At 73.1% G+C, this 18,814-nt stretch carries 21 protein-coding genes; 12 read left to right on the top strand and 9 right to left on the bottom strand.

Annotated features, from left to right (window positions below; all coding sequences use genetic code 11):
* Together ACFWZ5_RS25805 and ACFWZ5_RS25810 are read left to right on the top strand one after the other, a co-directional pair.
* A partial coding sequence (locus ACFWZ5_RS25805; protein ID WP_384891302.1) for a WD40 repeat domain-containing protein occupies positions 1–1,366 on the top strand: 1,366 nt, incomplete at its 5' end.
* A gap of 386 nt (positions 1,367–1,752) precedes the next feature.
* A complete protein-coding gene (locus tag ACFWZ5_RS25810) occupies positions 1,753–2,523 on the top strand; it encodes a glycosyltransferase family 2 protein (RefSeq protein WP_384797670.1) in 771 nt (256 codons plus the stop codon).
* 19 nt (positions 2,524–2,542) lie between these two features.
* On the opposite strand, the gene ACFWZ5_RS25815 is transcribed toward ACFWZ5_RS25810, so the two are convergent.
* Positions 2,543–3,466, bottom strand: a complete 924-nt coding sequence (locus ACFWZ5_RS25815) for an FkbM family methyltransferase (RefSeq protein ID WP_384797673.1) — start codon at positions 3,464–3,466, stop codon at positions 2,543–2,545.
* Between the two features lie 13 nt (positions 3,467–3,479).
* Positions 3,480–4,706: an amidohydrolase family protein gene (locus ACFWZ5_RS25820; protein WP_384797676.1), complete on the bottom strand. Its 1,227-nt coding sequence runs from the start codon at positions 4,704–4,706 to the stop codon at positions 3,480–3,482.
* 172 nt (positions 4,707–4,878) lie between these two features.
* Between ACFWZ5_RS25820 and ACFWZ5_RS25825 the strand changes: the two genes are divergently transcribed.
* Positions 4,879–5,328 (top strand): DoxX family membrane protein, encoded by a 450-nt coding sequence (locus tag ACFWZ5_RS25825; protein ID WP_384797679.1) that lies wholly within the window; start codon positions 4,879–4,881, stop codon positions 5,326–5,328.
* 77 nt (positions 5,329–5,405) lie between these two features.
* Positions 5,406–5,939 (top strand): hypothetical protein, encoded by a 534-nt coding sequence (locus tag ACFWZ5_RS25830; protein WP_384797682.1) that lies wholly within the window; start codon positions 5,406–5,408, stop codon positions 5,937–5,939.
* Here ACFWZ5_RS25830 and wrbA read toward each other — a convergent pair.
* Positions 5,894–6,490: an NAD(P)H:quinone oxidoreductase gene (gene wrbA, locus ACFWZ5_RS25835; RefSeq protein WP_384797685.1), complete on the bottom strand. Its 597-nt coding sequence runs from the start codon at positions 6,488–6,490 to the stop codon at positions 5,894–5,896. The two genes, ACFWZ5_RS25830 and wrbA, sit on opposite strands and share 46 nt — an antisense overlap.
* Before the next feature lie 238 nt (positions 6,491–6,728).
* Between wrbA and ACFWZ5_RS25840 the strand changes: the two genes are divergently transcribed.
* A complete protein-coding gene (locus ACFWZ5_RS25840; protein ID WP_384797688.1) occupies positions 6,729–7,340 on the top strand; it encodes a TetR/AcrR family transcriptional regulator in 612 nt (203 codons plus the stop codon).
* A gap of 28 nt (positions 7,341–7,368) precedes the next feature.
* Here ACFWZ5_RS25840 and ACFWZ5_RS25845 read toward each other — a convergent pair whose 3' ends face one another.
* Genes ACFWZ5_RS25845 through ACFWZ5_RS25855 form a run of 3 tightly spaced genes read right to left on the bottom strand, consistent with a single transcriptional unit; the run spans position 7,369 to position 10,081 of the window.
* Complete coding sequence (locus tag ACFWZ5_RS25845; RefSeq protein ID WP_384891305.1) at positions 7,369–7,905, bottom strand: hypothetical protein; 537 nt, start codon at positions 7,903–7,905, stop codon at positions 7,369–7,371.
* Positions 7,902–9,377, bottom strand: a complete 1,476-nt coding sequence (locus ACFWZ5_RS25850) for an ATP-binding protein (protein WP_384797694.1) — start codon at positions 9,375–9,377, stop codon at positions 7,902–7,904. The genes ACFWZ5_RS25845 and ACFWZ5_RS25850 overlap by 4 nt, the downstream gene beginning before the upstream one ends.
* Positions 9,374–10,081 carry a response regulator gene (locus tag ACFWZ5_RS25855; RefSeq protein WP_384797697.1) on the bottom strand — a complete coding sequence of 236 codons (708 nt, stop codon included), beginning with the start codon at positions 10,079–10,081 and terminating at the stop codon, positions 9,374–9,376. The genes ACFWZ5_RS25850 and ACFWZ5_RS25855 overlap by 4 nt, the downstream gene beginning before the upstream one ends.
* 133 nt (positions 10,082–10,214) lie before the next feature.
* Between ACFWZ5_RS25855 and ACFWZ5_RS25860 the strand changes: the two genes are divergently transcribed.
* From ACFWZ5_RS25860 to ACFWZ5_RS25880, 5 genes are all read left to right on the top strand, one after another.
* On the top strand, positions 10,215–10,871 hold the full coding sequence (locus ACFWZ5_RS25860) for a hypothetical protein (protein WP_384797700.1): 657 nt from the start codon (positions 10,215–10,217) through the stop codon (positions 10,869–10,871).
* Positions 10,872–11,939, top strand: a complete 1,068-nt coding sequence (locus ACFWZ5_RS25865) for a peptidoglycan-binding protein (protein WP_384797703.1) — start codon at positions 10,872–10,874, stop codon at positions 11,937–11,939.
* Positions 11,936–12,706 (top strand): ABC transporter ATP-binding protein, encoded by a 771-nt coding sequence (locus ACFWZ5_RS25870; protein ID WP_384797706.1) that lies wholly within the window; start codon positions 11,936–11,938, stop codon positions 12,704–12,706. Before ACFWZ5_RS25865 ends, ACFWZ5_RS25870 begins: the two co-directional genes overlap by 4 nt.
* A complete protein-coding gene (locus ACFWZ5_RS25875) occupies positions 12,703–13,917 on the top strand; it encodes an ABC transporter permease (RefSeq protein ID WP_384797709.1) in 1,215 nt (404 codons plus the stop codon). The genes ACFWZ5_RS25870 and ACFWZ5_RS25875 overlap by 4 nt, the downstream gene beginning before the upstream one ends.
* 125 nt (positions 13,918–14,042) lie before the next feature.
* A complete protein-coding gene (locus tag ACFWZ5_RS25880) occupies positions 14,043–14,279 on the top strand; it encodes a DUF4287 domain-containing protein (protein WP_384797712.1) in 237 nt (78 codons plus the stop codon).
* Here ACFWZ5_RS25880 and ACFWZ5_RS25885 read toward each other — a convergent pair.
* Together ACFWZ5_RS25885 and ACFWZ5_RS25890 are read right to left on the bottom strand one after the other, a co-directional pair.
* Positions 14,276–14,749 (bottom strand): hypothetical protein, encoded by a 474-nt coding sequence (locus ACFWZ5_RS25885; protein ID WP_384797715.1) that lies wholly within the window; start codon positions 14,747–14,749, stop codon positions 14,276–14,278. The genes ACFWZ5_RS25880 and ACFWZ5_RS25885 overlap by 4 nt on opposite strands.
* A 57-nt stretch (positions 14,750–14,806) precedes the next feature.
* Positions 14,807–14,944 carry a hypothetical protein gene (locus ACFWZ5_RS25890; RefSeq protein WP_384797718.1) on the bottom strand — a complete coding sequence of 46 codons (138 nt, stop codon included), beginning with the start codon at positions 14,942–14,944 and terminating at the stop codon, positions 14,807–14,809.
* Positions 14,945–15,238: 294 nt separating this feature from the next.
* Between ACFWZ5_RS25890 and ACFWZ5_RS25895 the strand changes: the two genes are divergently transcribed.
* Positions 15,239–15,961, top strand: a complete 723-nt coding sequence (locus ACFWZ5_RS25895; RefSeq protein ID WP_384797721.1) for a response regulator — start codon at positions 15,239–15,241, stop codon at positions 15,959–15,961.
* Between the two features lie 20 nt (positions 15,962–15,981).
* Here ACFWZ5_RS25895 and ACFWZ5_RS25900 read toward each other — a convergent pair whose 3' ends face one another.
* Positions 15,982–17,742 carry a GAF domain-containing protein gene (locus tag ACFWZ5_RS25900; protein ID WP_384797724.1) on the bottom strand — a complete coding sequence of 587 codons (1,761 nt, stop codon included), beginning with the start codon at positions 17,740–17,742 and terminating at the stop codon, positions 15,982–15,984.
* Positions 17,743–17,945: 203 nt separating this feature from the next.
* On the opposite strand from ACFWZ5_RS25900, the gene ACFWZ5_RS25905 reads away from it, so the two are divergent.
* Positions 17,946–18,452 carry a hypothetical protein gene (locus tag ACFWZ5_RS25905; protein WP_384797727.1) on the top strand — a complete coding sequence of 169 codons (507 nt, stop codon included), beginning with the start codon at positions 17,946–17,948 and terminating at the stop codon, positions 18,450–18,452.
* The last annotated feature ends 362 nt before the right edge of the window (positions 18,453–18,814 follow it).

Consider the following 18,814-nt stretch of genomic DNA (forward strand, 5'->3'; position numbering starts at 1 on the left):
CACCCTCGCCAGCGGCAGCACCGACAACACCGTCCGGCTCTGGAACGTGGCCGACCCACGCCGCGCGAAGTCGCTCGGCGCACCGCTCACCGGGCACACGGGACCCGTGTGGTCCGTGGCCTTCAACCCCGCGGGCACCATGCTGGCCGCCGCCAGCGCCGACAGCACGGCGACCCTGTGGAACGTCCGCGACCCGGCGCACCCCTCGCAGGTCGGCGAGCCGCTCGCGGGCAGCGGCGGGGAGATGTACGCGCTCGGCTTCAGCCCCGACGGCCGCACGCTCGCCACGGGCAGCGGCGACAACAAGGTCCGCCTGTGGTCGATACCGACGTCGGACATGCTCGGCCGCATCGGCACGTTCCGCCCCGACGGGAAGGTGCTCGCCACGGCCGCGCGCGACGAGAAGGTCCGGCTGTGGAACGTGGAGCGGCCCAACCGGCCCGTGGCGCTGAGCGAGCCGTTCAAGCCCGCGGAGGGTGCGGTGCGCGCGCCCGCGTTCTCGCCCGACGGCCGCACCCTGGCGCTCCTCACCGGAAGCCGCGGGGTGCAGTTGTGGAACGTCACCGACCCGTCCCGCCCCGTCGCGTACGGCCCGCCCGTCGCGCTGCGCACGCGCTTCGCCGCCGCCCTCGCCTTCAGCCCGGACGGGCGCACGCTGGCCACCACGTACGACGACCGCACCGTCCAGCTGTGGAACATCAGCGACCCGGAGCGCCCCCGCCGGCTCGGCGCGCCGCTCGCCGGACACAAGGGGTACGTCAACGACCTCGCCTTCAGCAAGGACGGGCGCACGCTCGCCAGCGCCAGCGCGGACGGCGCCATCCGGCTGTGGGACGTGACCGAGCCGCGGCACGCCACCCGGCTCGGGCGGCCGCTCACGGGTCACCTGGGCCCCATCAACACGCTCGTCCACAGCCCCGACGGCCGCACGCTCGCCAGCGGCAGTGACGACGGCACGGTCCGGCTCTGGAACGTCGCCGACCCCCGCGCGGCCGCCCCCCTGGGGTCGCCGCTCACGGGCCACACGGATGCGCTGGTGTCCCTGACGTTCAGCCGGGACGGCCGCACGCTGGCCAGTGGCGGCAACGACAACACGGTCCGGCTCTGGGACGTCAGCCGCCCGTCGCAGGCCGCCGCCATCGGCCAGTCGATGAGCCCCAACGCCAAGACGGGGAGTTTTCTGTCGTTCAGCCCGCACGGACAGATGCTCGGAGTTTCCAGCGGCACCGATACCGTCCGGCTGTGGAACCTGGACACCGACGCGGCAATGCGCCGCATTTGCTCGACCACGCGGGGTGTCCTGACACCGCAGAATTGGCACGAGTATCTGCCCCGTCTCTCGTACGCGCCTCCGTGCGACGAGTAACGGTTCGCTGTTTCACCACCGCTTCACCACAGCGGTCACGGCGTGATCCCGATCACAACTCACTATCTCGGTCGGGCAGTTCACTCCCGCTGCGCCAACAGGCTTGTTACCGTTAGGTGCAGCCCGATCGCTGGTGCATCCCCCGTCGCCAGCGATCGGGCCCTTACGTGCTTCCGCCGCCGCGCGGACACCTCGCGCGACCTCCGTGATTGCACCCTCTGCAATGCGGCCTATTTACGCGGCGCTTTTCGGCTGTCAGCCCCGCGCACGAAATTCCGGTGCCGCGCCCGGTTCTGTGTTCAGTTCTCATGTCACAAGCGTCGCCCTAGGATTCCGGGCGCCTCTGCACTCATCAACATCCCTTTAGGAGTCGTAGGGTGAGTGCCATGAGCCGGCGCATCATCATCGTCACCGCCGTCCACGCCCCCTCGGCCCGCTTCCTGCCGGACGCGTACAAGTCGCTGCGCGAGCAGGAGCTTCCCGACGGCTGGGAGTGGCGCTGGCTGATCCAGGAGGACGGCGAGAGCGACCGGGTCGGCCCGTTCGTGCCGGACGACGACCGGGTGAGCTTCGCCCAGGGGCGCGCCGGCGGCCCCGGCGTCGCCCGCACCATGGCGCTCGCCCACGCCGACGGCGCGTACGTGAAGGTCCTCGACGCCGACGACCAGCTCCTGCCGGGCGCGCTCGCCCGCGACTTGGCGGCGCTCGAAGGCGACCACACCCTCGGCTGGGCGACATCGCGCGTGCTCGACCTGCTGCCGGACGGGACGACGGCGGGCTTCCCCGGCGACCCCGACCACGGCCCCGTCGAGCGCGGAGCGGTCCTGGAGCACTGGAAGGCGAACGGCTTCCGCGCCCAGGTCCACCCGGCGTCCCTCTTCGTACGCCGTGACCTCCTTGTCGCCCTGGGCAGTTGGATGGCCCTTCCCGCCTCGGAGGACACCGGGCTGCTCCTCGCCCTCAACACGGTGGCCCGGGGCTGGTTCTCGTCCGAGGCCGGGCTGCTCTACCGCAAGTGGGAGGGCCAGGCCACGGGTCAGGCGGCCCATACGGACGACGCGGAGCGCGCGGCGCGGATGGCGGTCGTGGAGGCCCGGGCGCGGGCGCTGTCCCGCTTCCAGTGGCGCTATCCGGCCGGGCCGCCGTCAGGCGAGTGACCTCTCCGGCCGGGCCCCGTCAGGCGAGTGACTCCGCGTCGACCCGCGAGAAGATCAAGTCCATGCCTTCGCCGACAGGTTGGCGCCATCGGACAGGACCGCCCCGCGCCTGCCGCACGGCGGCCGGATAGCTCCCCGGCGCATAGTCGTTGACCAGGCGGTACGCGTGGAAGCCGTGCGCGCGCATCGTCTCTATGAGTTCGTCGGCGGACTCGCCGAGCTGCGCCATCCGGTCGGGCGTGACCTCGACGGCGATCTCCGCGTCAGGGCGGAGCCGGTCCAGGAGGGGGGCCAGGCCCCGGACGACGCTGCCCTCCGCGCCCTCGACGTCGACCTTGATGACGCGGGCCCGCGCGATCTCGTCCGGCTCCAGGAGCTCCGGCAGCGGGACCGCCTCCGTCTCGAAGGACGACTCCACCGGGCCGTCCCACGGAACGACGCTGTTCGCGCCCATGTTGTGCGCGCTGGCGAGGACGAAGGTGAGCTTCTCGTGGCGGTCCGAGACGGCCGCGTTGACCGCCCGGATGTTGTCGCAGGCGTTCAGGTCCCGGTGCTGGAGCAGGCGCCGGTGGAAGTCGGGCGAGGCCTCGATGGCGACGACCCGGCCCCCGGCCCCGACCAACTGGGCCCCGAGCACGCTCAGATAGCCGATGTTCGCGCCGACGTCCACGAAGACGTCCCCGGGGCGCAGCCGCCCCCGCAGCCAGCGCGACATGTGCGGCTCCCAGACGCCGAACAGATAGATGTAGCGCTGGATGAGGTCCTGCGTGTCGACCGCGAACCTGGCCCCGGAGAGCGACGCGGTCACCCGCCGCCGGGGGTGCTCCCGCAGCCAGGGGTTCAGGTACCGCGTGGCGAGCGCGGCCTTGCCCGCGGTCCAGGGGGCGTCGCGCACGTACCGCCGCCCGAGCGTGGCAAGGACCTCCGACACCGCGCTGCTCATCCGCACCCTCGCCTCACCCGCGCCTCTCTCGATCGAACGGCAGGTCCAGCATACGAATCGCGTTGCCGCGCAGCAGTTTGTAGGCCACGTCGTCGGAGAGCCCGCCCACGTGCTCGGCGGCGACCCGCTTCGTGTGCGGCCAGGTCGAGTCGACGTGGGGGTAGTCGGTCTCGAAGGTGGCGTTGTCGACGCCGACGGTCTCGATGGCCTCGATGCCGTGCCGGTCGCGGAAGAAGCAGCAGAAGATCTGCCGGTAGTAGTACGTGGACGGCGGCTCGGGGATCAGATCGCGCACCCCGCCCCACGCGCGGTGCTCCTCCCACACGTCGTCGGCGCGCTCCAGGGCGTACGGGATCCAGCCCATCTGGCCCTCGCTGTAGGCCAGTTTCAGGCGCGGGAACTTCACCAGGACCCCGGAGAACAGGAAGTCCATCATCGAGGCCATCGCGTTGTTGAACGACAGCGAGGCCTGCACGGCGGGCGGCGCGTCCGGGGACGCGGCGGGCATCTGCGAACTGCTGCCGATGTGCATGTTCACGACGGTGCCGGTCTCCTCGCACGCGGCGAAGAACGGGTCCCAGTACCCGCAGTGGATGGACGGCAGCCCCAGATAGGTGGGGATCTCGGAGAACGTCACCGCCCGCACGCCGCGCGCGGCGTTCCGCCGGATCTCCGCGACCGCGAGCTCGACGTCCCACAGCGGGATCAGGCACAGCGGGATGAGCCGCCCGCCGCTGTCCCCGCACCACTCCTCCACCATCCAGTCGTTGTACGCGCGCACGCAGGCGAGCGCGACGTCCTTGTCGTGCGCCTCGGCGAAGGTCTGGCCGCAGAAGCGCGGGAAGGTCGGGAAGCAGAGGGAGGCCTCGACGTGGTTGAGGTCCATGTCCGCGAGGCGCGCCTCAGGGTCCCAGCAGCCGCGCCGCATCTGCTCCCGCGTGATGCCGTCGAGCGTCATCTCGTCCCGCGAGAAGCCCACGGCGGCGATGATGCGCTTGTACGGGAAGACCTCGCCCTCGTACCGCCACCAGTCGGTGATCTGGCCGTCCGGGTCGGTGGTGAACCGGTACTTGCCGCCGATGTACGCGAGCTCGCCGATCCCGGCGGTGAAGGGCTGTGGGCCCTTGTCGCGGTACTTGGCGGGAAGCCAGGTCTCGAAGAGGTGCGCGGGCTCGATCACGTGATCGTCCACGCTGATGACCCTGGGAATGTCACTGGTGCCGGACTCTGTGCCCTTCATGCCGCAGCCCCCTGCCCGCCGGTTCCACCGCGTCGTGACTCGGCCGTATCTGACGACCCATCAGATGGAGGGTAGGGGGACACCCTTCCGACAGCAAGCGCCTTGCACATTGGCCGCACTTCCGCTGAACTGACACTCCGTCAGATTCCTTTATGGGCAGGGAGGTGCCACGGTGCAGACGGTCTGGCTCGGCGGCGCCGAGTGGTTCGCGGTCCTCCGGATCGGCCTCGGCCTGTGGTGGCTGGAGAGCTGGCGGCACAAGGACAAGAAGAGCTGGTTCTCCGGGGGCGGCATCGGGTGGGCGGGCGGCATCGCCGAGCAGCACCGCTGGCCGTTCGTGCGGCGGGGCTTCGACACCCTGGTCAGGCCGCGGCCACGGCTCATGGCCTACGTCGTCGCGTACGCGGAACTGGCGCTCGGCCTCGGCCTGATCGCCGGTTTCCTCACGCCGATCGCGCTCGTCGGCGGCCTCGTCCTCAACCTGGTCTACCTCGTCCTCATGATCCACGACTGGGCCGAGCAGGGGCAGAACCTCATGATGGCCCTGATCTCCACGGTCGCCCTGCTGGGCATGAGCTGGCAGACGTGGTCCCTCGACCACGCGATCGGACTGTTCCTGTGAGGCGGGTCCTGTGAGGCGGGTCCTGTGAGGCGGGTCCTGTGAGGCGGGCCGCATCGGCCCATGAGGGAGGAGGGGACATGAGCACACCCACCACGGAACGGGCCCTCCGGCAGCGGCATCTGGCGCGCGCCGAGCGTGCGTACCGCCGTGCCGTGGCCGCCTGTCGTGCCGCCGGTGTCGAGCCCGACCAGGCGGAGACCGTACCCACCGGGCTCGCCGCGCGGGCCGCGAGCGCGGTGCGGCTCTCCGCGCGGTCGATCGCCGAGCTCGAAGGGCGCTCCCCGGACGCCGCCGCGGACGCGCGCTGCGCCAGGAACGCCGCCGCTGCCGCCGCCGTCGCGGCCCAGGCGGCTCACGAGGCTCACGCGAATCACGTGACCGACGCGGATCACGGCAGCGGTACCGGAGAGAGCGTGGCTGCCGCGCTGCGGGCGGCCCTCGCCGCTTCCCGGGCGGCCGCCGAACTCGCGGGCGGGCAGCGGCCCGGCCGGGACGAAGCGCTCCTCGCGCGGGCCGACGCGGCGGAGGAGGACGCCCGCGCCGCGGCCGAGAGGGCGGGCTGGGTTCAGGCGGCGAGCCGGGCGGCTATCTTCGCGAGGCGCTCGCCCTGATAGCGGGCGGCGAGCAGGACGTTCTCGCCGGGGGCGCCCGCGCCGCCGGGGTGGGAGGTGCCGTACGGGTTGCCGCCCGCGCCGTACACGACCGGGTCGGTGAAGCCGGGCGAGACGATGACCGAGCCCCAGTGGTGGAACGTGTTGTAGAGGGTGAGCAGCGTCGACTCGTTGCCGCCGTGCGCGTTGTGGGCGCTGGTGAACGCGGTGGCGGGCTTGTCGATCATGACGCCCTGCTGCCACAGGCCGCCCGTGGTGTCGATGAACTGCTTCAGCTGCGCCGAGATGTTGCCGAAGCGCGTCGGCGACCCGAAGGCGTACGCGTCCGCCCAGGTCAGGTCGTCGAGCGTGGCGATCTCGACGTCCTTGGTCGCCTCGACGTGCTCGCGCCAGGCCGGGTTGGCGTCGATGGCCGCGTCGGGGGCGAGCTCGGCCGCCCGGCGCAGGCGCACCTCGGCGCCCGCCTTCTCGGCGCCTTCGGCGATCGCGGTGGCCAGCTTGTGGACGCTGCCGGTGGACGAGTAGTAGATGACCGCGACCTTGGCGCTCATGGTGAGGCCCCTTCCCCGGTTCCCCGAGTCTCAGAATCAGTGGAGAGCAGTGCAGAGCAATGTGGAGAGCGATACAGAGCAGTGCAGAGCAGTACAGAGCTGTGCGTCGCAGAAGCGGATCGGTATCCGTTTTCCTGCTGGGCATGAGTCAAGCGGACGGGAATCCGTTTCGCAAGGGGTTCGGGGAAAGAAGTGGATGACTATCCGCTTAGCCGGTGCGGTCCGGTAGCCTCGGGGCATGAGCCGCACGAGCCGCATCGAACTCCCGGTCACGGGCCAGCCCCCGCCCGAGCGCGCCGACGCCGCGCGCAACCGGCAGCGGATCCTCGACGCGGCGGCCCGCCTGGTCGACGAGCACGGCCCGGACGCCGTCACCATGAACGCCGTCGCGCACGCCGCGGGCATGGGCGTGGGCACGGTGTACCGGCGCTTCGGCGATGTGAGCCAGCTCCTGCTCGCGCTGCTCGACGACACCGAGAAGCGCTTCCAGGAGGCCTTCATGTCCGGGCCGCCGCCGCTCGGCCCGGACGCGCCGCCCGCCGAGCGCCTGCGCGCCTTCCTGCGCGCGCTCGCGGACCGCGTGGTCGAGAAGCGCACGATCATGCTCGCCGCGGAGGCCGCGTCCCACATCGCGCGCTACCGCAGCGGCGTGTACGGCACGACCCATCTGCACGTGACGATGCTGCTGCGCCAGGTGCGGCCCGACGTGGACGCGCCCGCCCTCGCGCACCTGCTGCTCGCGCCGTTCTCGCCGAGCCTGTTCGAGCACCTGATGGTGGACTGCGAGATGCCCGCGGACCGGATCAAGGCGGCGGTGGACGACCTGCTCGGCAGCCTCGGGATCGGCTAGGGCCAGCCGGAGTCGCCCTCACTTCAGCTCACTTCAGGAAGTCCGAGCACACATACGTCCCGGAGCGCCCGTCCCACGGCCGGACCGTGACCCTGATGTCGTCGGTGCGCTTCGCGCCGTCGCCGTCGCCGTCGCCGCCGGACACGGCCCGCGCCCGCGCGAAGCTGCAGACGAGCTGGCCGAGGACGTTCCGGTCGCCCGGGCGCGAGGCGGAGAGTTCCGGGACGGGGGCGCGGACCGTGACCGTGTCCCCCTTGGCCGTGGCCTCGTAACTGCCCTCCTCCAGCAGGGTGGTGAGCCCGGACGCCCGTTCCGCCTCCGTCGGGCCGGCCACGAGGTATTTGATGACGCCGGAGAAGTCGCCGTCCCCGGACACCGGGACGTTCGGGCGCGAGACCGCCTCCAGGCGCCCCGCCTGGGAGACGAAGTACAGGCGCAGGCCCTTGGTCAGGCCGCCCGCGGACCCGCCGCCGTCCAGGACGCCGGTGGGGCGCACCCCGCAGCCGGCGAGCAGCAGCACGGCCGTCAGGGCCAGGGCGGATCTCACAGCTTTCGCGGCCTTCATGCGTCCTCCTCGCGCGGGCGCCGCCACGGCAGCCGCAGCGTGAACACCGCCCCGCCGTCCGGCCTGTTGGCCGCGTCGATGGTGCCGCCGTGCAGGCGCGCGTTCTCCAGGGCGATGGCGGTGCCGAGCCCGCTGCCCTCCGAGCGGGTGCGCGCGGCGTCCGCCTTGTAGAAGCGGTCGAAGACGTGGGCGAGGGCCTCGGGCGGCAGGCCGGGGCCGCGGTCGGCGACCTCGATGGTCACCCGGTCGCCCGCCGGGTCGGTGGCCAGGGTGACCGTCACGGGCTCGGCTCCGTGGCGGAACGCGTTGCCGACGAGATTGGCGACGATCACGTCCATGCGGCGCCGGTCGACCATGGCCCGTACGCCGTCGGGGAGTTCCACGCGTACGCGGCCGGTCCAGGCCCGCAGCGAGAGCGTGGCCCCGACGGCCTCCGCGAGGTCGGTGCCGGTCAGGTTGAGCCGGGCCGCTCCCGAGTCGAAGCGGGACATCTCCATCAGGTCGTCCACGAGCCGGGAGAGCCGGGCGGTCTCCTCGCTGACCGTGCGGGCGGCGTGGGCCGTGTCCGGCGGCAGGGCGCCCGCGTCCTCGTCGAGGACGGTGGCGACCATCGTCATCGCGGCCAGCGGGGTGCGCAGTTCGTGCGAGACGTCGGCGACGAACCGCTTCGCCCGCGCGTCCTGCTCGCGCAGCTCGGCGACCGACGCCTGAAGGGCGTCCGCCGTTCTGTTGAAGTCCCGTGCCAGGTCGGCGAGTTCGTCGCGCCCTCGCACCCTGACCCGGGACGTGAGGTCACCGGCCGCGTGCCGCCGCGTCGCCCGGCCCAGCTCGCGCACCGGCCGCAGGACCGTACCGGCGGCCAGCAGCGCGAGGACGGCCGCGAGGAGCACCACCGGCACGATGCCGCCGCGCACCGCGTCGACCACCCCCGCCGTGTCCTCGCTCTCCTCCCGCAACGACGTGATGGCGAAGACGTCGAGGCCGGACGGCGCCGCCGACTCGAAGGTGACCGGGGTGCCCACGACCAGGTACGCGCCGCCGTGCCGCTCGACGCGCTGGAAGCTCATGCGGTTGCGGTCGCGTACGGCGGCGCGCAGCTCGGGGGTGATGCGCGAGCGGTCGGCGGACGCGTCGGACGACGCCGTGAGGGAGCGGTACCGGGCCACGACGACGGCATCGCCGCCGAGGCCGTCCGCGATGCCCGCCGCGAAGCGGGTGAGCGAGACCTTGTCGGCCGGGACGTCGAAGCCGACGGCGGCCTGTTCGACGCGGCTCCTGAAGTCGGTCCGCACGGCGTCCTGTTTGCGCTCCAGGACGGCGTTGCGGGATTCGCGGTAGGCGAGCGCGGTCGCGGTGACCGCGCTGACCAGGGCGACGAGCACGAAGGCGACGACCAGGCGGGCGCGCAGGCCGCCGAGCCGCAGCGGCCAGCGCGGACGGGGACGGCGGGCGCCGCCGCGGCGGGCGCTCACACCGGCCCGAAGCGGTACCCGAACCCCCGTACCGTCTGGATGTAGCGCGGCCGTGCCGGGATGTCCTCGATCTTGGCGCGGAGCCGGCCGACCGCCGCGTCCACGAGCCGCGAGTCCCCGAGGAAGTCGTGCTCCCACACGGACTCCAGGAGCTGCTCGCGGCGGAACACGCGGGCCGGGGACGCCGAGAGTTCGAGCAGCAGGCGCAGTTCGGTGGGCGGCAGGGCGATGGGCGTACCGCGCTTGGCGACGGTGAGCCCGGCCCGGTCGATGACCAGGCCCGCGTGGTCCTCGCCGCGCGCGGCCCCGGCGGGCTCGGCCCGGCGCAGGGCCGCCCGGATCCTGGCTTCGAGGACCGGCGCGGTCACCGGCTTGACCACGTAGTCGTCGGCGCCCGCCTCCAGGCCGCGCACGATGTCGGTGTCGTCGCCGCGCGCGGTCAGCATGATCACGGGCACCGTCGATCCGGAGGCGCGCAGGCGGCGGCAGACCTCGAAGCCGTCGATGCCGGGGAGCATCAGGTCGAGTACGGCGAGTTCGACGGCCGAGCCCGACGCACCGGCCGCGGGGGCGGCGCCGGTCAGCAGGGCGAGCCCCTCCTCACCGGTCGCGGCCGTGGCCACCTCGTAGCCGTGCCTGCGCAGCACGAGCTCCATGCCGTCGCGCACGGACACGTCGTCCTCGATCAGCAGTACATGGGCCATGGCGCCGATTATGCGCGAGGGTCTGCGCTGTTCAGGGCCGGTGGCGGCGGTCGGGGGCGGGGTCCGGCGCATTGTTACGTGCTCATCATGCGGCCATGGACCGGTCACCATGTTCGGGGCCGACGTTGGTCGCATGAGCTTCCACAGCGCTTCCCGCAGCACCGCGCGGCTCCGGCTCGCCGCGGTCGTCGCCACTCCCCTGCTCGCCCTCTCGGTCGCCTGCGGCGGCGGGGGCGGCTCGGACTCCGGTCAGGGCAAGGAGGTCGCGTCCGCCCCCGACGAGCCGACCGGCAAGGGCAAGGACGGCCGGAAGAAGGACGACGGCGGCGCGAAGACCGCCGCGGAGGGCAAGGGCGCCTTCTACGACGCGCAACTGACGTACGTCCGCTGCATGCGGACCAAGGGCGGCGTCAAGGACTTCCCCGACCCCCGCCTGAGCGGCTACCTCGACTACGACAAGATCGGCGAGGTCGTCGACCCGAAGAACAACGGCGTGGAGTACAAGGGCGGCAAGGACGGCGTCTGCTTCCCCGAGTTGAAGAAAGCGGTGGACCTGGCGCCCGAGCGCGACCAGCAGAAGGACTACGAGTCGATGCTCGCGCACGCCAAGTGCATGCGCGACAACGGCGTCTCCAGGTTCACCAACCCCACCATGTCCGGCGGCAACGCCGTGCCCGGCGGCGACCCCAACCCCGCGAGCCCGTCGCTCGACCCGGACTCACCCGCGTACAAGCAGGCCCGCCAGGCGTGCAGGAGCAAGCTGCTCGAAGGCCTGGACGGGATGCAGTAGATGAGACGCCGTGCCGAACTCCTCGCCGGTGCCGCCGTGGTGGCCGCCGCGGCCGTCGCCGTGGGTGCCGTGGTGTACGGCGGCGGAGGCGACGCCGTCGAGGACAGCGGTGGCGGACGCCCGCCCGCCACCGCCACGATCACCCGGACCGACCTCGCGCTCTCCAAGACCGTCGACGGCCGGATCGACTTCGCGCAGCGCCGCGCGGTGAAGCCGGCGGCCGCGGGCACGGTGACGGTCGCGGCCCGCGAGGGCGCCACGGTCACGCGCGGCCAGGCCCTCTACGAGCTGGACGACAAGCCGGTCACGCTCCTGTACGGACCGGTGCCCGCCTTCCGCGAGATGAAGGTCGGCGCCCGCGGCAGCGACGTACTGGAGCTGGAGCGCAATCTCGTCGCGCTCGGGTACGGCAGCGGCCTCTTCGTCGACCCGCGCTTCGACAAGGCGACGGAGGCCGCCGTCAAGCGGTGGCAGAAGTCCCTGAACCGGACGCCGACCGGCAGGGTCGGCAAGGGCCACGTCGTCTTCCAGCCCGACCGGGTCACCGTCGTCCGCGCGGACGCGGCGCTCGCCGATCAGGTGGGCCCGGACGCGGCGGTGCTCACGGTCGCCTCCACACGGCCCGTCGTCCGCGCGGAGCTCGACCAGGCCGACGCCTCGCTGACCTCGAAGAACACCAAGGTCGAGGTGGTCATGCCCAGCGGAAGGACCGAGCGGGGCCGGGTCACGGGCACGGTCGGGCCGGAGGGGTCCGAGGACGCGGAGGGCCAGGACGGCATCACGGTCGAGGTCGCCCTGGACGGCGGCGCGTCGGCGATGTCCGGCGAGGACACCAAGGCCACGGCGAGCGTGCGGTTCGTCAGCGAGAGCCGCGAGGACGTCCTCACGGTCCCGGTGGAGGCGGTCGTCGCGCTGCGCGGCACGGACGGCGGCTACGGCCTGCAGCTCGTCGAGGGCGGCGGGTCCCGGATGGTGCGGGTCGAGACGGGCCTGACGGCCGACGGCCGCATCGAGGTCAGCGGGGCGCGGATCAAGGAGGGTCTCAAGGTCGGGGTGGCCACGGAATGAATCACTCCACTTCTGCCTCCGTGGCGGCGGCGCCCGCCGCGGCTTCCGCGGTGCCCGTCGCCGCGTCCGCCGATGCGGCGCCCGTCGTCGAGCTGCGGGACGTCGTCAAGTCGTACGCCGGTGGCGTGCACGCCCTGCGCGGCGTGAGCCTCACCGTGCGCGCCGGTGAACTCCTCGCGATCGTCGGCCCTTCGGGGTCGGGGAAGTCGACGGCGCTCCATGTCATCGGCACGCTGGACGCGCCCACGGCGGGCACGGTCCGCGTGGCCGGGTACGACGTGCGGCGCCTGTCGGACGCGCAGCTGTCCGCGCTGCGGGCCCGCCACATCGGCTTCGTCTTCCAGCACTTCCACCTGGCGGCGGGCCGCGACGCCGTCGACAACGTCGCGGACGGGCTCCTGTACGCGGGCGTCGGCCGCAAGGAGCGCCGCGCCCGCGCCCGCGCCGCCCTGGAGCGGGTCCGCCTGGGCCACCGCCTCGGCCATCGGCCCGCCGAGCTCTCCGGCGGCGAGAAGCAGCGCGTCGCCATCGCCCGCGCCCTGGCCGGCGAGCCCGACCTGCTGCTCGCCGACGAGCCGACCGGCGCCCTGGACACAGCGTCCGGCGAGGTCGTCATGGAACTCCTGCACGAGCTGAACGCGGCGGGCACCACGGTGTGCGTGATCACGCACGACAACGAGATCGCGGACTCGCTGCCGCGCCGGGTCCGGTTCAGGGACGGCGAGATCGTGTCCGACGCGCGTACGCAGGAGGGGAGTTCACGATGACGTCCCCACGACGGAAGCCGGGCCGTCGGCTCGGGCCCGCACGGCTCTCCCCCCGCGACGTCCTGCGCCTCGGCGCCGTCGGCCTGCGCGCCCGCCGCGCCCGCGTCGTCCTGTCCGCGCTCGGCATCGCCATCGGGATCGCCACGATGGTCGCCGTGGTGGGCCTGTCCCAGTCCAGCAAGTCGGACCTGATGGCGCGGCTCGACCGCCTCGGCACGAACCTGCTCACCGTCGAGGCGGGCGAGGACCGCGACGGCAACAGGCTGAAGCTGCCGAAGTCGGCGGTGGCGATGGTCGAGCGCATCGGCCCCGTCCAGCACGCCACGGCGACCGCGGACGTGGACGCCCGCATCCGCCGCAGCGACGTGGTGCCCAGGGAACGGGCGGCGGGCGTCACCGCCCAGGCGGCCCGCACGGACCTCCTGAAGGCCCTGGGCGCCCGCGTGGCCAAGGGGAGCTGGCTGAACGAGGCCAACGAGCGCCTGCCCGTCACCGTCCTCGGCGCCCTCGCCGCCGAGCGCCTCGGCGTCACCGAGCCGGGCGAGAAGATCATGATGGAGGACGAGTACGTCGTCGTGGTCGGCATCCTCGAGCCGGTGGAGCTGGTCCCGACCCTGGACCGGGTGGCGATGGTCGGCTTCCCCGCCGCCGAGAGGCACTTCCGCTTCGACGGCCACCCCACGACGGTCTTCGAGCGCTCGCCCGACGCGACCGTCGAGGACGTGCGCGCCGTCCTGGCCCGCACGGTCAGCCCCGGCGCCGAAGGCTCCGTCAAGGTCTCGCGCCCCTCGGACGCGCTCGCGGCGAAGGCGGCCACCGACAAGGGCCTGACCAGCCTGATGCTCGGACTCGGCGCGGTGGCGCTCCTGGTCGGCGGGGTCGGCGTGGCCAACACCATGGTCATCTCGGTCCTCGAACGCCGCCAGGAGATCGGCCTGCGCCGCGCGCTCGGCGCCACCAGGAACGCGATCCGCCTCCAGTTCCTCACGGAGTCCCTGCTGCTGTCCGCCCTCGGCGGCGCGGCGGGCGCCGTCCTGGGCGCGGCGGCGACGTTCGGCTTCTCCTTCGCCCAGGACTGGACGGCGGTCGTACCCGCCTGGTCCCTCGCGGGCGGCTTCGCGGCGACGCTGCTCATCGGCGTCCTCGCGGGCCTCTATCCGGCGGTACGGGCCTCGCGCCTGCACCCCACGGTGGCGCTGAACGCGAAGTGACGCAGGTCACCTGCTGGGGCCGCTGAGTTCGGGCGGGGCGGCGGGTCATACGTACGAAAGCAAGGGCGGGGTCAGGGATCCCGCCGGGGGAGGCGCAGCGCGCCGACAGGACGGAGACCGACGACATGGCCACCAGCACCAGCACCGCCACCGCCGCCGTGAAGGGGCCCGCCAGCTACTTCCCCTCCATCGAGAAGAAGTACGGGCGGCCGGTCGCCGAGTGGCAGGAGCTCATCCGGAGCGCGGCGCCGCGCAAGCACATGGAGCTCGTCGCCTGGCTCAAGGCCGAGCACGGCCTGGGCCACGGCCACGCCAACGCGCTCGTCGCGCACACCCTCGCCGAGGACAAGCAGCGCGCCTAGGCGGCCTGGCGGGCGGTGCGGCGGCGGGCGTCGAGGGCCGCCGCACCGGTGAGCACGGCCGCCGTGAGCGCGAGGACGAGCGCCGCCGTATTGGCGTACTCGGGCACGCCCGCCGTGTACGTACCGCCGCCTTCCACGCGGCAGCCGAAGCGCAGGGGGACGTACGTGGCCTCGTAGCCGACGAGGCTCGCCTCGTGGGCGGGGCCCACCGCGTCCTGGCAGAGCTGGACGTGCTCCGTGATGTCGACGCCGAGCAGCCGGACGGCGGCCCAGGCGTAGCAGGCGGCCGCGGCCGCGCCGGTGAGGGCGGCGGCGCCGCGCAGGGCGGACGGCAGCCGGGGCGCCGAGGCCCGCCGCCACCGCGCGAGCGTCACGCCGGTGTACGCGGTCAGGGCAATGACCGCCACGCCCCCCAGGGCGACTATGCCCATCAGCGAGACGACGCTGTGTTCGTGAATGGCGTCCGACATGTGCGCCCCGCCCCTCTCCCCAGGCAGCCGTATGCCCGTATGCGAGAGGCCTTTCTATCAGGTGTCTCCCATTTCACCCTTTACGGGCGGCCCGGCGGTGCCCGCGCGGTCGCACAGCCGCGGCGCGAGCGGGATTCGCGCCTGCGCGGCCGCTCCCCTGCGGCCGCGCAGGCGGGTGCGGTGCTTGCTGGACATGTCCTCAGCCTTGCCGCACCAGGGCGGTTCCGGCACCGCCTCTTCACTCGGCGCCGGGACCTCTGCCAGGGACTTCCGGGATTCAGAGTGCCCTGCCGGGGAGGGGTACCGCGAGGGCCAAGTGGCCCTCTTCCAGGGCCACTTGGCCCCCGAGCGGGGCCACTGGCGGGCCGTTCGGCCCCTGGCAGCGGCAAGCCCTTTCCGTCACGCTGTCCGGGGGAATCCGCCGGACCGGTCTCGGTCACGGGCGGACAGGGCAGGAGAAGGCAGGAGAAGGCAGGAGAGGAGGTGGAGATGGACGGGACGGAGAAGAGGGCCATCCGCGTCTTCCTCCTTGACGACCACGAAGTCGTCCGCAGAGGGCTGCGGGACCTGCTCGACAGCGAGCCGGACATCGAGGTCGTCGGCGAGGCGGGGACCGGGGCGCAGGCACTGGTGCGCGGGCCCGCGCTGCGGCCGGACGTGGCGGTGCTCGACGTACGCCTCCCGGACGGGAACGGGATCACCGTCTGCCGTGAACTGCGGTCCCTCATGCCGGAGGTGGCGTGCCTGATGCTCACGTCGTTCGACGACGAGGACGCGCTGCTCGACGCGATCATGGCGGGCGCCGCGGGCTACGTACTGAAGCAGATCAAGGGCTCGGACCTGGTCACGGCCGTCCGCACCGTCGCCTCCGGGGCGTCGCTGCTCGATCCGGCCACGACCGCGCGGCTCATGCGGTCGCTGCGCGGGCCCGTCGCCGAGGCGCCGCCCGAGGACGCGCGGCTCGCCGTCCTGAACGACCGGGAACGGGACATCCTCGCGCTCGTCGGGGAGGGCATGACCAATCGGCAGATCGGCGGGAAGCTGTATCTGTCCGAGAAGACGGTCAAGAACCACATCTCGCGGATGCTGGCGAAGCTGGGCGTCGAACGCCGCGTCCAGGCGGCCGTCCTGGCCGCCCAGGTCAAACCCAGGGTCCGGGGGGACGGCAGCGGGACGGACGGGACGGAACGGCAAGGGCCTCAGGGCACCTGACCGTGTGACCCTCCGGAACCTCAGGTCCGGCGCGGCAGGGGCACCTGCCAGACGAGGCGGGTGCCGCACCGCTCCCCCGCCCCCGCCGTCAGGGTGCCGCCCAGGCGCTCCGCGCGGTCGGTGAGGTTGCGCAGACCCGCGCCGTGGGTGCCGCCGCCGGGGCCCGCGGTGTCCGGCCGCCGCGGCAGCGCGTTGCGGTCCGCGATCCCCACCCCGTCGTCCGCGACCGCGAGTTCGAGCAGCCCTTCCCGTACGGCCAACGACGCCTCCGCCCGCCGCGCCCGGGCGTGCCGGGCCACGTTGGACAGGGCCTCGTTCAGGACGGCGATCACGTCGTCGGCCACGTCGCGCGGGACGTCCGTGTCGACGAGGCCCTCCATGCGCAGGGCGGGAGTGAAGCCGAGCGCGGCGGCGGCGTCCTCGACCGCGCGCACCACCCTGACCCGCAGCCCCACCGCGCCGCCCGGCGCCTCGTGGTCGCGCAGGCCGAAGATGGTCGACCGGATGATCTTGATGGTGGCGTCGAGGTCGTCGACCGCCCGGCGCAGCCGCTCGGCGGCGCCCGGGTGCTCCACGAAGCGCTGCACGCTCTGCAGGGTCATGCCGGTGGCGAAGAGCCGCTGGATCGCCAGGTCGTGCAGGTCGCGGGCGATGCGGTCGCGGTCCTCCAACAGGCTCATCTGCTCGGCGTCGCGGCGGCGGTCGGCGAGTTCGAGGGCGAGCGCGGCCTGCCCCGCGAAGCCCGTGAGCGGGGTGGTCTCGGCGTCCGAGAAGCCGGGCCTGCCCGCGCTGCGGGCGAGCAGCAGCACGCCGCGTACGTCGTCACGCGTGCTCACCGGCACGGCGACGGCGGGGCCGAGGCCCTCCCAGCGGTCCGGCATGTACGTGACGCGCGGGTCCTTGCGCACGTCGGCGGCGGCGACCAGGGCCTGGGCGTCGAGGGCGGCGCCCGCAAACGTGCCCTGCCGGGGAAGGAGCGCCCCGCGGTGCGCCCGCGCGCGCTCGCCGATGGCGATCTCGACGCGCAACTCGCCGTCGTGCTGGACCAGTTCGATCACGCCGAGCTCGGCGGACGTCAGCTCCTTGGCGCGCTCGGCCATCAACTGCAGGACCTGTGACTGGGGCGCGCCGGACAGGAGCGCGCTGGTGACCTCCGCGCTGGCCTGCAGCCAGCGTTCGCGCAGACGGGCCTCCTCGTACAGGCGGGCGTTCTCGATGGCCACGCCCGCCGCCACCGCGAGGGTGAGCAGGACCGACTCGTCCTCGGCGTCGAACTGCGCGCCGCCGTGCTTCTCCGTCAGGTACAGGTTCCCGAAGACCTCGTCCCGCACCCGGATCGGCACCCCGAGGAACGAGCTCATCGGCGGGTGGTGCGCCGGGAAGCCGGACGACGCCGGGTGCTCGGAGAGCTCCGCGAGCCGCAGCGGCTGCGGGTTGCGGATCAGCTCGCCGAGCAGGCCGTGGCCCGACGGCAGGTCGCCGATCTCCGCGCGCAGCCGGTCGCTGATGCCGACCGGCAGGAACGCGTCGAGCTTGTTGCCCTGGCCGATCACGCCGAGCGCGCCGTACTCGGCGTCCACGAGGGCGACGGCCGTCTCCACGATGCGTCTCAGGACCTGCGGCAGGTCCAGCTCCCTGCCCACCGACAGGACCGCCTCCAGGAGGCTGTGCAGCCGGTCCCTCGTGCCGCGGACCGCCCCGATGCGCGCCGCGAGCTCTTCGAGCAGCTCGTCGAGGCGCAGCCGTGTCAGTTGTCCGCCGCCCGCGCTTGCCTGGCCCATCGGCTCCTCCACCCGAGCTGACGTGCGCTTGTTCCGCCCCGCGTACAGACGCTCACGGTAGCTGGTGCGCGGCTGTGCGTGGAGGTTGTTCGGGGGGTTGGTACGGGATCGTCGCACCCCGCGCAGTTCCGCAAGCGGGGCGGTGCTGTCACCATGCGGAGTCCAGGTGTGCGGGGTCGTGGGGCGCGGGCGGGGAGGCGTGGATGGCTGAGGTGTTCTTGCGGCGGCTGACGCGGTGGCAGGCGGAGCAGCAGCGCGGGACGGTGGCGGACGTGTACGTCGAGTGCCACGGGGCCGACCGGGCGGGGTTCCTGGCCCGCTTCGAACGGCACGTGCAGGAACGGGACTTCGACATGGTGTCCGCCGACTCGGCGGCCGGCCTCGTCGGTTGCCTGTACGGCTTCCGGCCCGAGCCGGGCGGTGAGCTCTTCGAGTCGGTACGGGGCGTGCTGCCCGCGGAGGCGGCGGGGGCCGCCGCGATGGGGCGGCTGTTCCTGCTCGTGGAGCTGATGGTGCGGGGTGGGCGGCGGCGGGAGGGGGTGGCCACGCGGATGCGGGATCTTTTGCTGGCGCGGCACGGGGTGGACGTGGTCGTGGGGGTGATGGGGAACGGGGGCTCTTACGAGGTGTTGCGGGCGTGGTCCTGCACGAAGCTGGGGTCCATCGGCACCCCACCACGCGAAGCGTGGCTCTTCCCACCCCACCCCTGACCCCACCCCGAAGGAGCCGACCACCCCTCCCACCCGCCCGCGGGGCGACCGCCCCCAGCGGGGGCCGACCACCATCGGCGCCCGCGACTCACCCCCGCTACCGCGGCGACTCCTCTCCCACCCGCCCGCCCGTGACCCCCTCCCAGGGGGTGGAGGCCTCCGGTGGGGGCTGACCACCGTCGGCGGCTGCGGGGGGCCCGCCGCACACCACAGGCCCACCCCGAAACAGCCGGTTCATGGGACGACAGGCAGGAAGATCCCACCGCGATAGCGACACCTACCTGCAGCCGCCGACGGCGAGCAAGCCACGGGAGCAGCGTTCACCCCACGAACAAGTGGAAACGGGCGGGCGGGTGGGAGAG

The sequence above is a fragment of the Streptomyces sp. NPDC059003 genome, from assembly GCF_042740445.1.
Taxonomy (GTDB): domain Bacteria; phylum Actinomycetota; class Actinomycetes; order Streptomycetales; family Streptomycetaceae; genus Streptomyces.

Bases quoted from the DNA above. Each gene is read 5' to 3' on its own strand.
- ACFWZ5_RS25810 (WP_384797670.1), top strand. From the start codon at position 1,753: ATGAGCCGGCGCATCATCATCGTCACCGCCGTCCACGCCCCCTCGGCC.
- ACFWZ5_RS25815 (WP_384797673.1), bottom strand. From the start codon at position 3,466: ATGAGCAGCGCGGTGTCGGAGGTCCTTGCCACGCTCGGGCGGCGGTAC.
- ACFWZ5_RS25820 (WP_384797676.1), bottom strand. From the start codon at position 4,706: ATGAAGGGCACAGAGTCCGGCACCAGTGACATTCCCAGGGTCATCAGC.
- ACFWZ5_RS25830 (WP_384797682.1), top strand. From the start codon at position 5,406: ATGAGCACACCCACCACGGAACGGGCCCTCCGGCAGCGGCATCTGGCG.
- wrbA (WP_384797685.1), bottom strand. From the start codon at position 6,490: ATGAGCGCCAAGGTCGCGGTCATCTACTACTCGTCCACCGGCAGCGTC.
- ACFWZ5_RS25840 (WP_384797688.1), top strand. From the start codon at position 6,729: ATGAGCCGCACGAGCCGCATCGAACTCCCGGTCACGGGCCAGCCCCCG.
- ACFWZ5_RS25845 (WP_384891305.1), bottom strand. From the start codon at position 7,905: ATGAAGGCCGCGAAAGCTGTGAGATCCGCCCTGGCCCTGACGGCCGTG.
- ACFWZ5_RS25855 (WP_384797697.1), bottom strand. From the start codon at position 10,081: ATGGCCCATGTACTGCTGATCGAGGACGACGTGTCCGTGCGCGACGGC.
- ACFWZ5_RS25860 (WP_384797700.1), top strand. From the start codon at position 10,215: ATGAGCTTCCACAGCGCTTCCCGCAGCACCGCGCGGCTCCGGCTCGCC.
- ACFWZ5_RS25865 (WP_384797703.1), top strand. From the start codon at position 10,872: ATGAGACGCCGTGCCGAACTCCTCGCCGGTGCCGCCGTGGTGGCCGCC.
- ACFWZ5_RS25870 (WP_384797706.1), top strand. From the start codon at position 11,936: ATGAATCACTCCACTTCTGCCTCCGTGGCGGCGGCGCCCGCCGCGGCT.
- ACFWZ5_RS25875 (WP_384797709.1), top strand. From the start codon at position 12,703: ATGACGTCCCCACGACGGAAGCCGGGCCGTCGGCTCGGGCCCGCACGG.
- ACFWZ5_RS25880 (WP_384797712.1), top strand. From the start codon at position 14,043: ATGGCCACCAGCACCAGCACCGCCACCGCCGCCGTGAAGGGGCCCGCC.
- ACFWZ5_RS25885 (WP_384797715.1), bottom strand. From the start codon at position 14,749: ATGTCGGACGCCATTCACGAACACAGCGTCGTCTCGCTGATGGGCATA.
- ACFWZ5_RS25890 (WP_384797718.1), bottom strand. From the start codon at position 14,944: ATGTCCAGCAAGCACCGCACCCGCCTGCGCGGCCGCAGGGGAGCGGCC.
- ACFWZ5_RS25895 (WP_384797721.1), top strand. From the start codon at position 15,239: ATGGACGGGACGGAGAAGAGGGCCATCCGCGTCTTCCTCCTTGACGAC.
- ACFWZ5_RS25900 (WP_384797724.1), bottom strand. From the start codon at position 17,742: ATGGGCCAGGCAAGCGCGGGCGGCGGACAACTGACACGGCTGCGCCTC.
- ACFWZ5_RS25905 (WP_384797727.1), top strand. From the start codon at position 17,946: ATGGCTGAGGTGTTCTTGCGGCGGCTGACGCGGTGGCAGGCGGAGCAG.